The organism is Paenibacillus sp. 2TAB23 (genome assembly GCF_052115165.1).
Classification (GTDB): domain Bacteria; phylum Bacillota; class Bacilli; order Paenibacillales; family Paenibacillaceae; genus Pristimantibacillus.
Map to the genome: position 1 here is coordinate 187,234 of NZ_JBFRGD010000010.1, position 14,602 is coordinate 201,835.

Below are 14,602 nucleotides of genomic sequence, written 5' to 3' on the forward strand. Positions count from 1 at the left end.
GGTGTTTGATGCAAACCAAAGGTTTTTGAAAGCTTGCGATCCGAATGCGGATCTGTATGAGAATATTGCAGCGGTGGAAAAAGTGTGCTACTTATCAGTGGTTGATAGATCTGACTGATGATCTTTGCCATAATCCCTTTGTATGATGTCGTCTCGGAGCTTTTGATCGAATATTGAATCGAGATTCGGTTCGATGAGCTTGGAACATCCAACAACGGATTAGAAAAAGAATTAGCGAACAAGTTAAAACGCTACTGACATAATAGTGTCAGTAGCGTTTTTGTATATTTAGATAAAAAGAGAGCTAAAGGAGTTCACACATGATGATTACAACAAAAGAAGCACTACACCGTTTTGAGGAAACTGTGACACATTACATGCATGAGCTGGATCAGCTCAGTTTGAATCAGCTGAAGCAAAAGCCAAGTGGCAATGAGTGGTCAATCGGACAGATGGTGCAGCATCTCATTAACTCGGCGCTTAACATGCATCTGCGTAATATTGATCAGTGCCTGGTTCAAAGCCAAGAATCCCAGGTATCTTTTGCGGGAAAAACGGAGACGGGCACGGCTTTATTTGCTCGAGGAAGTTTCCCGCCCGTTCGTATCAAGGTTCCGCCTTCCGCCCAATATTCGCCGGAGCAGCCGGAAAGCAAAGAGGAGCTAATCCAAGGATTATATACTGTCATCCAGAGAATGAAAGAGATTGGTCCGACTCTTGAAAGGGCGTCCAAACAAATTACAGTGCCTCACCCGTCTTTCGGCGGGCTGTGTGCGGAGGAATGGTATCTCCTTATTGAAATGCATTACCGTCACCATCTTCTACAGTTGGATCGTTTGAAATCATGGATCGTCAATGAATGAAATAAGCGAAGAAAGCCGCTTCTGGATTAGTGACGTGTCCGAATCTCAAGTAAAGCGTAGAGTGCTGGGGGTTCGCCCAGCACATTCATGGCAAGTCAGCCCCTTTACATAAGATGCGGGCAGCAGCTAATTTACGGCTGGATTTATATTTACAGAAGCAGGGAATAAGAAGGTAACTGTTCCGTCTGGAGGAAAGGTGGCCGTAACAATGCCATAGTTATTTATGGTCGCAGCGACAGGCGAAGAAATGGAAGGCGTTATCCCGTTTATGAGAATCGTATTGATCAACCGCAATACACCAGGAGGCTCGGGAATAATCTCAATCACTGATGTATTCGGATCCTGGCATCGGTAGAGCCCTTTGAACGTATAGTCCGCTGAGTTTCCGGCGGATAGGGCAGTGATGGTAATAACCTCAACTCCTGACTCTACTTCATCCGCATACAATTGAATTCTGCCTGTGCTTGAGGTTCTAAGCGCATTGTTTGTTGTGCGTATAAAGTTAATATCTGCAATTAAACTTGCGTCATTGGCAACAAGAATCCCTGTTCCGGTGTTTAGCGCCGTGTCATTCCCGATAATACTGCCGTTTACTCTTAATGTACCGGCGTTCACCACGAGGGCAGCCGCATCGGGCAGAGTTGCTCCACTTACGACTAACAGCCGATCGAAGGACAAATCTGAGACCAAGATAGAGTTGTACAGCATGCAAATCCCGCCAACTCTGATTTCGTTGATGTCCGCCACTAGAATAGCCGTATCCTGTACAACGATTCCCGTATAATCTGCCCCTCCTTGAATAAGATCGCCCACGATTCGGGCATTCGTCGTTCCAGTTAGCAAAACGATTGTCCGTTCAGTACTAGGTTGGAAAATGGCTAGCTCAGTAAAAGTAAGGCTTACATTGCCTGCGCTCGCCTCTAATGCACGTGTGCCCAATTGCATTTTTGCAATATTGCCATTGAAATTTCCACCGGTGACTGCAATGCCTATCGAAGAATCTGCGATAGTGTTGAGTATAAATTCACCTTGAATGTCCAGATTACCATTGGTTAAGGAAATCATCTGCAGAGAAGTGCCAGCATCCATCCGATTAAATATAATATTCGAGTTGCCTGCTTCTTGAAGTATGAGGCTAGCGCCTGGAATTCCGAAAATCGTACTGGAAAAAGAGTCCACATAACAACGGAGATTGGGATTGATTCCTCCCGGTGTCAAATGAATACAGCTGCCAAATGCCGATATTACATTTACATTCGCTTCGACTTGCCCATCATTAACGAGCAGGGCTGTCTTGAACCCAGTACCGTTGTCGAAAGTGGAAATTCGATCTCCACGCATGTTCAGATTGCCTCCGCTTTCCACTGTAATGAGTCCGTTCACAGATCCTGTAATCTCCTGAAAATTCAAAAATAGTAAACCATTATTGGCCACGCGTACTGCTGGAACCGCCGCTCCGTTGGTTGACATCTGCATCACGATCGAATTAAGGGTGCCGCCAGTTACATGAATACAGCCTGCTGCACTAGAAATAAGATCTACCTGTAATCTCATTTGTCCATTTTGAAGATCGATGGCACTGTTTACCGTTTGAGAAGAATTAATTACTTTGGCATGAATAATTACCTCTGCATTCTGCATCAAAATACATTGATTTTGACTAAAAATCTTATCGAACTCACCCGTGAATATCGTATTGCCATTAATTATTAGCGCCGGAGCTGGCGAATTAATAACGATCAATAAATATGAAATCAAACTTACCATACTGCCGCCTTGAACCGATACCCCTTGGGAAATACCAGCTAAAATGACAGTAAAACTAATGAATGTTCCTGTAAAAAGAGGAGCGATATCAATAATTAACCCAGAAGTGGTTTGAATGGTCCGAGCATTTAAGGTGATGATCGTTGCTTGGTTCGGAGCGCTGTTGGTAACATAAACGGCTCTGCCTCCGCTAGTAATTATGGTTGCATCTAGACTCACATTTATTGGTTCTGTCCCTGTACATAGAAAAAGGTCTTCCGTACCATCTGTATCATTCGTCAACTCAAAAGCTTTCATATTAAGTGTTCCACTTGAAATCACAACGGCAGAGCCACCAATAAAACGGTTCGAAACACTTTCTCTAGCGTTAATGGTATAATTTCCACCACCGAGTAGATTAATTGTATTCCCTACCGTATCGCTCATAGATTCACAATCAAAGTGGATCGTACTCGCTCCCGTGCTTTGTAGAATAGAGCTGCCTGCAGCTGTTGCTCCATTGGTTAGGAACTGCCCCTCGCCAAGAACATCAAAAGCGATTGCAGCCCCCAGATCATCAAAAAGATTTTCTACAGCTGTGACTACAGCTCCCTTCTCAAACACCCAGCAAATTCCGTCTTTTGCTAAATTTGTTTCCGTATAAAATCCAGGACGTACAATAATTGAAGTGCCTGAAGGGGCGGCAGCCACGGCTGCAGCGGCAGTCTGCCATGGCTTTGTTTCATCATCAAGAATTGCTGTTGTGTTATTACCGTACATAGAATCAACAAATGCAGTATTATTCACTAATAATTGAGAAGGACCCGGAGGACCGACCACTCCTTGAGGACCGGCTGGACCTTGAATTCCCTGAAGCCCGTCTCGACCTGGAACGCCAGGCATTCCTTGTGGTCCTGCTGGGCCTTGAATTCCCTGAGGTCCATCTAGGCCAGAAGCGCCAGGAGCACCTGGCGGACCAGCTATACCTTTACATTTCTTTCTTCCTCTGGTTCCAGGAATACAACGAGCTTTCCTCAATAACCGTCCATTTTTTCTATTGATAAGGTGCTTTTTATTGGACTTACACTTATTATTCTCAGCCAACACTTGTTCCTCCTCAAAGGCGGATAGCTATTTTTACAAACATTAGCATTTCATCATATGGTGAAGAAGAGAATTATGGAAAGACTAATACCCATATCAATCCGTTTTAAGCATAAATGTTGCTCAAAATAAAAGTAGGGCTGTCCATCAAGGTCATTTGACCTTGACGGACAGCCCTACTTGTCATGCAAGAAGAACTCATTACATAATTTGACCTTTAATCATTGTCCATTGTACTTGGAATTGTTCATCTATCAAGACAAGATCAGCATCAAAACCCGTCGATATCCTGCCTAATGTATCAAGGCCGAGTATGCGTGCAGGAGTTGTTGCTGCCATTTGAACCGCGTCTGTCAATGAAATACCGGTTTCAACGGTTAGACGCAGTGCCTCATTCATCGTAACGGTACTGGAGGCTAAGGTCCCATCCTCTAGGCGTGCTACACCTTCGGTAACAGTGACATGATGTCCACCGAACACATAATTCCCATCACCTAGGCCCATAGCTTGCAAAGCATCTGTGATAAGTACCATGCCATTCGGTCCTTTCAGACGATGCATCATTCGAACAATCGCAGGATGCAAATGAATGCCATCTACAATAGCTTGGAGGCTGACATGTTCTTCTTCAAAGGCGGCTACCACCAGACCGGGGTCCCGATGATGAATCGGACGCATGCCATTGAAGCAATGTGTCACATGACTCGCACCTGCTGCAAAGGCTTGCTTGGCCTCCTCGTATGACGCATCCGAATGCGCGATCGCAATAACTACGCCCATTTCCTTCAGAAAGGAGATGAGTTCCATCCCACCAGGCAATTCAGGGGCTATGGTAATCATTTTAATCAGGCCATCTGCCTCGTTAAAAATGTCTTTCATTTCGGTCAAATTCGGATGTCTTAAAAACCGTTCATTTTGCATCCCTTTACGTTTAGGATTCAGGTAAGGCCCCTCTAGATGAAGTCCGACAATTTTGGCCCCGACTTCATGTCCGATAACACGTTTCACGCTACGAATCATGGCTACTAATTCTTCGATCGTAGAGCTGACAGAGGTGACCAAGAAAGAGGTGCACCCTGTTCTAGCACATGCCTTTGAAACCTCCTGAATGCTTGTCTCACTGCCATCCATCATATTGAAGCCGTTGGCACCGTGAATATGAACATCAATCATGCCGGGTATTAATAAATGTCCTTGACCATCTATGAATTCAAATTCACCCTCAGGAAGAGAAGAGAGGCCGCTTTCTATTTTTTCAATCTTTCCGTCTCGTATCCACAATGTGGCAGATAGATCAGAGGCATCTTGTTGAATCACGTTTATATTGTGTAAAATTTTAAGACTCATCGCTGTTTTCCTCCTCGTAGATGTCGTTCTCCTCACATTGTATAATCGTTATATTTTTATGATGAAGTACTTCTCTTATTTCGATAGGCACCTCTTGGTCGGTAATCAAAATATCTACAAAGTCAAAATCTAAACGATATACCGACTTGCTAGAGAACTTCGTGAAATCCGCCACAGCAATAAGCTGATCCGATCGGCGGGCCATTTCCTTTTTAACAGAAACATCATCTTCGTAAGGAAAATACAAGCCATCGGCTCGTACAGCTGTGGCCCCGATAAATGTTTTATCCGCTCTTAATTCTCTTAGTTTATCAATGACGGAGGGACCATATAATAATCGATTTTTGGCGTGTAAATAACCTCCGAGCACATAAATTTGCAGATCTTCCCGACCTGACAGAATTCCAACAATGTCAATGGAGTGTGTGATGGCCGTAATATATTTGGCGGAAATTTGCTCGGCTACAGACTGTACCGTAGTTGAAACGTCAAAAATGACTGTCTCGTGATCTTGAACCAGGTTAGCTGCTAACAGCCCGATTTTCCTTTTACTGTCTGTTTCGTCAATTAAACGTTCTTGATAGGAAGCTATTTCCTTCTGCAAATGAGGGAGAGCGACACCTCCATGTGTACGCATAACGACCCCTTTTTGTACTAATTTAACAATATCTCTTCGGGCTGTATCTCTAGATACATCTAAAAGAGAGCAGATATCCATCACACTCATCGTGTTGTGTTTATTAACATAGTCGAGTATTTTTAGTAATCGTTCTTCCTGATACATCAATTACACCTCCCGTAAGCAAGTTTATCATATTTTTTAAGTAGTTTAAAGTAATATCTAAGTATATATAAGCATTTTTAGGTTTCGTGCCTGCAGAATAGAATCATATGCTGGCATTCGCTTACACAGATTGATTGGAAAAATTAATGTGTTTTGTTGACATACGCAATAAGCATATTTATAATCAAAGCAAAGAATGACGATTCATTCTATACTTGAGAAGAGGGTGGTAATTGTGTATAAGACTTCAAAAGAGACTCAGGACCGTAAGGATGCCAAACGCCAATATATCTTGGATACAGCAGCAAAAGTCTTTGCTAATAGGGGTTATCATAACACTACAGTAAAAGACATTGTTGAAGAGGCAAGTATTTCTGTGGGAAGCTTCTACTTTTACTTTAAAGGAAAGGAGGAGCTGTTTGCCGAGCTATACCTCACTATTGTAAAGGCTTTTCAAGATACTTCTCAGAAGGTTCTAGATATAGAAAATAATAATCTTGTAAAAAATTTCACACGTGTGATTACAGCTAATCTTTGGATGTATCAAAGCAAACGCGAACTGGCAAGGATTATGTTGATTGAAGCTGTAGGCCTTAATCCTGAATTTGAGAAAAAGAGGTCTGAGAGCATAAAAGAGTCTTGCAAGACAATGGAAGAATGGTTTAAGAGATTTAAAGTTCATAACCCGGTAAACATTCCGGACGAAAGAATAGCAGCACTAGCTTTTGAAAGTTCTTTTTACTATCTGGTCCTTGATTGGTTAGAAGGTGAAGAAGTGGCTAAACTTACAGATTCATCCTATGGGTTAGCGGTATATAATCTGCAAGCATTGAAGGTTCCTTTTGAAGATGAAGAGATCAAATTGTATGTCAAGGAAGTAATGGATGAATTAAACCAGGTTCAACATCTATAGGATGCACAGAAACGAGGAATGGATTTGAATACTCAGTTTGGAAAGGATTTAACTACGGGCAGCATACCGAAACACCTGATTCAATTTGCATTGCCTATACTCATCGGCAATCTGGTATCTACCGGGTACAGCGTCATTAATACCATTTGGGTAGGGAAACTGCTTGGCAAAGACGCTGTAGCTGCAATTGCAGTGAGCTTCCCGATTTTTCTTGCGATGGTTGCACTATGCTCTGGTGCGACCCTTGCAACTTCCATATTGGTTTCCAACGCATATGGAGCGAAAGACAATGCTATGATTCAAAGAATCGCAAATAACTCATGGGCAGTTGCTATTGTAATGATTCTGATCGTTACATTAGGTGGACTGCTGTTATCCGATACCATACTCAGAATGATCGGGACACCAAAAGATATCATGCAGCTTGCAACAGGATACTTAAAAATCAGTTTTTTGAGCTTTGCAGGACTCTATATATCCTATTTAATTTCTTCAGTGTTAAGGGGAATCGGGGATACGGTTATCCCTTTAATATTTATCATCATTTCTACCGTTATAAATGCAGTGCTTGATCCACTTCTTATCATGGGCGTTGGATCCATACCAAAATTGGGGCTTAATGGCGCAGCTTATGCCTCACTCATTTCCTCTGGCGCGGCTACGATTATGGGATTCATCTATGTGAGGCATAAATATAAGAAGGAACCGATAAATCCGACAGGTCTTTTGTTTGAGAGAAAAACCATTATGGAAATACTGAAAATCGGATTGCCTTCATTCATACAGCAAATGCTGGTTTCAATGGGATATGCGTTTATGACTATTTTTGTAATCCGTTTTAGTGCAGATTCTATAGCGGCTTTTGGGATTGCCAGCAGGATAGATTCGATTGTTGCAATGCCTGCGATAGCAATGATGATGGCAGTCTCCACTTTAACTGCTCAAAATATGGGAGCAGGAAAGCCAGAACGAATTAAGGGCATATTTAAGTGGGGGATTGTAATTAATATACCGGTGATTGCTGCCATTTCCGTATTATGTGTCACGTTCCCCGGAACCATCATGCGTATTTTTGTAAATGATGTGGATGTCATTCAATCAGGGATAGATTATTTACGGATTGTAGGAGTAGGATATCTATTCATGATCATATTCTATGTATCCAACGGAATTATTACTGGAGCAGGTAAGGCCGTTTCTATTATGGTGATTACATTTATCTCGCTTTGTGTGGTAAGGATTCCGCTTGCAGGCTTGCTATCGCATACTAGTATGGGGATACACGGTATTTGGTTCGCCATCGTTATCAGTTTTGCAGTAACGACGATAAATAGTCTTTGGTATTACTTTTCAGGAAGATGGAATAAAAGTATTTCTATGAATGACGAATTGTCACGTTAACTGGCAGTTAAGCACAATGGTTTTAGCTGATTGCGGACATTTTATGTGAATTAATTATTGACAATCGATAGTTAAATTAGGAGGTACATGCATGAATATGCATCATCTACTCGACATTGAGTTTGAGTATAACGGACAAAAACAGATCATTACCCCGGTCCTTCTTCAAGATAAGCATGATATGATTCTCGTCGACTGCGGCTATCCCAATTTTATGCCTCTGCTTGAAGAAGCGGCGAACCGGCACAACTGCTCTCTCGAGTCGATTACAAAACTGATCGTGACGCATCACGATATGGACCATATCGGGTCGCTTGCTGCTTTGAAGCGGACGTACCCACACATCGAGATCATCGCACACGAGCTGGAAGCGCCCTACATTGAAGGGACGAAAAAGTTGTTGCGGCTTGAACAGGCTGAATCAACGTTTAACGCATTGTCAGATGATGCAAAGCCGTATGCAGAGCAATTCATTCGTTTCTTGCAGTCGATCGAGCCTGCTGCGGTTGATCGGACGGTATCCAGTGGGGAAAGGCTTCCTTGTTGCGATGGGATTGAGATCATCCACACGCCTGGCCATATGCCTGGGCATATCTCATTGTATTTGACCGCTAGTAAAACATTGATTGCTGGAGACGCCGTTGTCATCGAGGAAGGCAAGCTCGCCATCGCTAATCCCCAATATACACTTGATATGGGTGAGGCAATCCGTTCGGTTCAGCGATTGCTCGACTACGACATGGAGCAGATTATTTGCTATCATGGAGGTTTATTTGATGGTGATGTACAGCAAGCTCTTCATCAACTAATTCATACATACAATTGTTAATTCATCTGAAATCATCAAGCTAAAGTGTAACTTTAGTTTTGTGCATGTTGGAGCAGTGCGTAGTCCGCAGCTGCTCCATTTTTATTGCTCTAACGGGCAGCATGCCGATTATGAAGAAATACGAGGTTCGAGTTGAACGAATAAGTCATAACGCATAAAAGGCTCTAATAATGGAGAAATTAACCTAACCTCATGAGGAAAAAGGAGGGAATGATGTGAACATCTTTCGCCGATTCAAAAAAAACGAAATGCATAGTCAAGATAAGCGAAATGAAAAGGAACGTGGAACCAATAAGAACGATGAGACTCTACTGGGTTTCTCGCTCTCCCATACACTTTCTATTCTACATACAAGAACCGGCTCCAGCGCTGATCTCATCGTTCGAGAATTGAAAGATGCTGATTCAGTTAATAGCCAGCTAGCGATCGTCTATCTCGAAGGGCTGGTTGATCAGAAGCAGCTGAGCGAATTAATGGAAGCGTTAATTGCCGAAAACAGTCGCTTTTCTTCTTTTTCAGATAACCCCGCAAATCATTTAAATGGGATTATTCCTATGGGCGGTATAAACGAAGTGAACACTGTAGGTTCGCTCTTGACAGCTATTTTGTGTGGGGAAGCAGTCGTTATCATTGATGGTTTAACTGGAGCAATTACCGTCTCAATACAAGGCGGGGTAAGACGATCCGTCGAAGAACCCTCCACGCAGACCGTTATACGAGGACCGAAAGAGGCATTTACGGAAGAAATCTCGACTAACATTGCCTTGATAAGACGAAAACTGAGAACTCCGGAATTGCGAATCGAAAATCGTACGATTGGCCGTTATACACAAACAAAAGTAGCAGTCATATATATCGAAGGACTCGCGAACCCCGAAGTGCTTGAAGAATTGTTCACTCGTCTCGATTCGATAGACACCGATAGCGTACTGGAAAGCGGCTATATTGAGGAGTTCATTCAAGATAAAACATTTACACCGTTTCCTACAATGATAAATACGGAACGGCCGGATGCCATCGCAGGCAATCTATTAGAGGGTCAAGTGGCGGTGATGGTGGATGGGACGCCTTTCGTATTAGTTATGCCGGTTACGTTTTTTAAGTTTTTTCAATCTAGTGAGGACTATTACCAGCGTTATGATATTTCTTCCTTTCTCCGAATCATACGTCTATTTTCATTCTTCATTGCGCTGTTTCTACCTGCGATCTATATTGCAGTAACGACCTTTCAGCAGGAAATGCTGCCGACAACTCTATTGATCAGCCTAGCCGCCCAACGTGAAGGAGTTCCGCTTCCCGCCTTGCTTGAAGCATTGCTAATGGAAATAACTTTCGAGGTTATTCGCGAAGCAGGGGTTCGGATGCCGAGAGTAATCGGTCCCGCGATTTCTATCGTAGGTGCTCTTGTATTGGGACAAGCTGCTGTTCAAGCCGGACTCGTCTCAGGGGCAATGGTCATCGTTGTATCCTTTACAGCTATCGCGAGCTTCGTAATGCCCAATTTCAATATGGCTTCGGCAGTACGGCTGATCCGTTTCGCTTTAATGCTGCTTGCCGGCAATTTTGGTTTATTCGGAATTCTGGCTGGGGCAGTCCCGATACTCATTCATGTCGTCTCATTGAGCTCTTTTGGCGTCCCCTATTTCACACCTCTCGCTCCTTTAAGATTCTCGAACCTTAAAGATACGCTGATTAGAGTGCCATGGCGGTCAATGAAGACACGCCCCTCCAACATTAGCGTTCAGAATATAGTTAGGCAGTCTTCATTCAAACAGCAGGATTCGGTAAATAAGGACCGTAAGGAGGGAGACCGTTTAAAATAAAAACAAAAAAGGAGCATGGACTCATGGGACGGTTCCGTTTTTTTATGATAATTATTATGTGCATGGTCTTGACTGGATGTTGGAATCGAACGGAATTAAATGAAATTGGCATTACAAGCGCTACGGGGTATGACCGAGTGGACGGAAATTGGTTAATAACCTTCCAAGTCATCGTTCCTTCAGCAATGGCAGTCGGCACAACTGGAGGCCCAGGGGGCTCGGGTTCAGCAGTACATGTTTTCTCAACTAAAGAAAAAACGATCCAGCAAGCTCTCAATAAGAGCAATCTTGAAAACGCTCGTACTTTATATTTTTCGCATAATAATGTACTTGTTATTGGCAGGGAAGCGGCAGAGGAAGGCATAAGTCAAATTATTGATCTTTATCTCCGGACGGCCGAGGCTCGAGAATCGATATACGTATTGCTTGCCCCAGGAAGGGCTAGCGACGTGATGAAGGATCTTATCCCACCGGAAAGCCTTCCAGGCGTTGCTCTTGCTCAGATTCTGAAGAAAGAAGGGAGTATGTCCGGATTTCTTCCTCCAATCAAAATGTTCGAGCTTGCAAAACAAATAAGCTCAGATTCAAAGTCAGCCGGCGTGCCTGAGATTGTTGTCGTCGGAGATGGGGGGGAATCGCTTGAATCTCTTGATGTTTTCAAAAAAACCTCCACCACGGAAAAGCTTAAACTCTCGCGCTTGGGGGTTTTCCAAGGCGACCGCTTAATTGGATGGATGAGTTGGCAAGAAAGCTATGGTCTTTCCTGGATAACGGACAAGATTAATATGAGCAGCATTTCCTTCAGGTGCCCAAACCCTGAGTCAGGTTCAACCCATAATTATTCTTCATTCAGAATTACGACAGCAAAAACTCGTGTGAATCCGATAAAGGAAGGGAACCACTTTAAGATGCAGCTAAAAGTTAAACTACGCGGGATTTTGATAGAATCGACCTGTCGGGCTGATCTTGCTGACCCGAAAGTCACTGGAGAAATGGAAAAAGCCATAGTGAAGGAAATACATGATTATATCAACTTAGGCTGGAGGGCGGTACAGCGGCTGCATACAGACCTGCCCGGCTTTGCAGGCTATGTTCATCGTAAATATCCAAAAGATTGGAATGAAATGAAATCAAACTGGGACGAAGAGCTGGCTGAGATGAAACTCGACGTTCAGGTAAAAGCAACGATTAATCATCCAGGTTTTCTCAGTAAGGCTTTTGTCGAACCGGGAAGGAAGGGCAGAGAGGAAAATGAATAAGCCAACAATCGAAGTGCCGGAATTAGTTAGCACCATAATCCTATTTGAATTCGGAAGCACAACATTATTCATGATCGGATCTAAGGCAAAACAGGACGCATGGCTGGCTATGAGTATTGCTGCGTCAATCGGGTTGGTGCTTGCACTATTGTATCTGGCGATCAATTACAGGGATCCGGAACGGGATCTGTTTGAACTGTGCCGATTTTATTTTGGAAAATGGGTGGGTATGGTTATTGGCTTATCCTTTGTCATGTATTTTGCCTATGAGGCATCACGCTTGTTGCGGGATATGGGAGAATTAACGGGTTTGGTTTTGTTAAATAGGACACCGCTGATTATTATAATGTTGTTAAGCATAATCGTCGTTGGCAATACAGTGCGATATGGCACGCGTGTGCTTTTTTTGACCTGTCTCGCCCTGTTTCCCATCATGATCATTAGTTATCTTTTTTTAGGCTCGATGACGATTGGGACGAAATTGATTGAATATGAGCAAATACTCCCCATACTTGAAAAAGGTTGGAAACCCATTTTAGAAGTGGTCCCAGGAATTGTTGCCTTCCCATTTGGACAGCTTGTGCTTTTTCTCGTATTTTTCCCTCTCGTCAAGGAAAGAAGAAGGCTGAGAAAGCCTGTACTTCTTTCTTTCATTTTTATATCGATCATTCTCATTGCAATAAACGAAATGAACTTTCTTGTACTTGGACCACATCTTGTGGATAAAAGTACGATTCCGCTCTTGCAGGTTATCCAGCTGATGGAGATAGTCGATGTTTTTGAACGAATGGATGTATTATTCGTATTAATCCTGTTTATGGGTATTGGAATTAAAATGGCGGCTTTTTTTGTTGGTGCTGTGACTGGTTTGCAAAAAATAACGGGTATTGGTTTAAAGAAGTGGGTTGTGCCGTTAGGGGGAGCTATCTTTGCAGCTTCCTTTATATCGCCTAATTATACACATCATATGTGGTTAGGTTTAGAAAAGTTGCCCCGACTGTTTTTAATCTTCCAGATTGCAATACCACTTTTTCTCTATCTAGTCATGCTTGTTCGCCGGAAACCACTATATAAGTCATAAATAGATTTACTGATGTACTTTCCTATAGTTGGAAACGCTTCTGATACATAAACTAGAGATTCTGCCCTCGCTAGTTAGGGACTCCGTTATAAATGATGGCAGCATGAAGGTGGACAGGACTAATGGGGGAGCACAACAACCACAAATGATCCCTTGTATGGCAAGCATTCTCCACGTAGACCTCGGTGATTTTCTCTCCTATGCGATAAGCCAAACTCGTCAAACGAAACGGCAGATTAAAAATAAGCTTCTATATATGGTGAACTAAACATGAGTATGCCGTTAACGCTGCGTGACCAAAGTCATTCTTCCGATCGCGGTTGCAGCCAAATGGTTTTGATTCGTTAACTTCATATATAGTTACCATTTGGTCTGCAAGAGCGAACATTCCATTTCTCCAGAACGACTTTAATCTCTCCGCACGCGCAGCTCATTCTTTATTTCAACTTATATAGTTGATTCCGTACGTTTTCATTAAAATTGGCAATTGAAACAGATCCCCCAAGTGCAGCAATTGCTGGCCATGAAAAGGTTTGGTGCGTTGCAGTGTACCAAACAGGTCGCTCGTTCGGAGTTAACTCCTTGCTCAAACAGCAAATTCTAAGCTGATCCAGAAATTATCCAGCTATTCTCTTGTTATTTGCAAGCCGATGTTTTATATTGACATAATAGCAGGTCAAAAATAAAAAGAGGTGAACGGATGAGATGACTCCACGCACAAAGGAACAAAATGAAGAGATCCGGCTGCGGCGTCTGGCGCAAATCCGTATAGCCGCTGCCGATGTGTTTTTGAATAAAGGGCCCTTATTGGAAATCCGTGATGTGGCTGCGCAGGCGGGACTCGGATATGGCACGGTTTACCATTATTACAGCAATAAAGGCGATTTGCTCAACGATCTGCTATGGGACGCTTTGGTGCGGGCCAGGGGATGGTTGGAGGCTCCGCGTGCTTCGGCTTCGAGGGAGGCTCTGGCGGGTGGGCAATTTGGCTTGGCTGCTGCAGCGGACACGGGGAACTCGGCTGACGCGGATTCCCAAAGAGGAAACCGCGAAACGGCCGCTGCCGCAGAGCTTGGCGCCGTCGCCGTCGCCGGCGTCCGACTGATGCAGCTTTGGGCGGAGGACCACGGCTTGTACCTGCTGCATAAGTTGGCCGGTGAGGGCTTTGCCTCTCTGCCTGAAGCGCGGTCTACCCCGCTCACGGCTGCCTTTCGCAGAGAGGTGCTCGCGCCGTTTGCCGTTCTGCTGGAAACCGGGCGTGCGGTGGACGGAGCTGCCGCTTCTGGCGGGAACGCGGTGGAGCCGCCGTATCAATTACAGCGCGCGGAAATGCTGCTGGCCGCATTGGTTGGCTGCGCTTCAATTTCGTTTCGCTGCGGAAAACTGCACGAGGAGGCCAGGGATATCGCCCGGGTTTTAAAACTATAGAATGGTTGAGGAGAGAATAAACAA

The 14,602-nt window shown here is 43.8% G+C and carries 11 protein-coding genes; 8 read left to right on the top strand and 3 right to left on the bottom strand.

What is annotated here, in order from left to right; genetic code table 11:
• Window positions 1–326 precede the first annotated feature (326 nt).
• Window positions 327–863, top strand: a complete 537-nt coding sequence (locus tag AB4Z29_RS16300) for a DinB family protein (protein WP_441944159.1) — start codon at window positions 327–329, stop codon at window positions 861–863.
• A 126-nt stretch (window positions 864–989) separates the two neighbouring features.
• On the opposite strand, the gene AB4Z29_RS16305 is transcribed toward AB4Z29_RS16300, so the two are convergent.
• From AB4Z29_RS16305 to AB4Z29_RS16315, 3 genes are all read right to left on the bottom strand, one after another.
• Complete coding sequence (locus AB4Z29_RS16305) at window positions 990–3,713, bottom strand: hypothetical protein (RefSeq protein WP_441944089.1); 2,724 nt, start codon at window positions 3,711–3,713, stop codon at window positions 990–992.
• Between the two features lie 201 nt (window positions 3,714–3,914).
• Entirely contained in the window at window positions 3,915–5,060 is a 1,146-nt protein-coding gene (gene nagA / locus AB4Z29_RS16310) for an N-acetylglucosamine-6-phosphate deacetylase (protein ID WP_441944090.1), read from the bottom strand.
• The gene (locus AB4Z29_RS16315; RefSeq protein ID WP_441944091.1) at window positions 5,050–5,844 is read right to left on the bottom strand and encodes a DeoR/GlpR family DNA-binding transcription regulator; all 795 of its coding nucleotides are present in this window, start codon (window positions 5,842–5,844) and stop codon (window positions 5,050–5,052) included. Before AB4Z29_RS16315 ends, nagA begins: the two co-directional genes overlap by 11 nt.
• A gap of 235 nt (window positions 5,845–6,079) precedes the next feature.
• Between AB4Z29_RS16315 and AB4Z29_RS16320 the strand changes: the two genes are divergently transcribed.
• The 7 genes from AB4Z29_RS16320 (at window position 6,080) to AB4Z29_RS16350 (ending at window position 14,578) form a co-directional block, all read left to right on the top strand.
• Window positions 6,080–6,757, top strand: coding sequence for a TetR/AcrR family transcriptional regulator (locus AB4Z29_RS16320; protein ID WP_441944092.1), 678 nt, complete (start codon window positions 6,080–6,082; stop codon window positions 6,755–6,757).
• A 24-nt stretch (window positions 6,758–6,781) separates the two neighbouring features.
• Entirely contained in the window at window positions 6,782–8,158 is a 1,377-nt protein-coding gene (locus AB4Z29_RS16325) for an MATE family efflux transporter (RefSeq protein ID WP_441944093.1), read from the top strand.
• A gap of 91 nt (window positions 8,159–8,249) precedes the next feature.
• Window positions 8,250–8,987, top strand: a complete 738-nt coding sequence (locus tag AB4Z29_RS16330; RefSeq protein WP_441944094.1) for an MBL fold metallo-hydrolase — start codon at window positions 8,250–8,252, stop codon at window positions 8,985–8,987.
• 248 nt (window positions 8,988–9,235) lie between these two features.
• Entirely contained in the window at window positions 9,236–10,810 is a 1,575-nt protein-coding gene (locus AB4Z29_RS16335; RefSeq protein WP_441944160.1) for a spore germination protein, read from the top strand.
• Window positions 10,811–10,854: 44 nt separating this feature from the next.
• Complete coding sequence (locus AB4Z29_RS16340; protein WP_441944161.1) at window positions 10,855–12,069, top strand: Ger(x)C family spore germination protein; 1,215 nt, start codon at window positions 10,855–10,857, stop codon at window positions 12,067–12,069.
• Entirely contained in the window at window positions 12,062–13,150 is a 1,089-nt protein-coding gene (locus AB4Z29_RS16345) for a GerAB/ArcD/ProY family transporter (protein ID WP_441944095.1), read from the top strand. Before AB4Z29_RS16340 ends, AB4Z29_RS16345 begins: the two co-directional genes overlap by 8 nt.
• Before the next feature lie 705 nt (window positions 13,151–13,855).
• Window positions 13,856–14,578: a TetR/AcrR family transcriptional regulator gene (locus AB4Z29_RS16350; RefSeq protein ID WP_441944096.1), complete on the top strand. Its 723-nt coding sequence runs from the start codon at window positions 13,856–13,858 to the stop codon at window positions 14,576–14,578.
• Window positions 14,579–14,602: the final 24 nt, after the last annotated feature.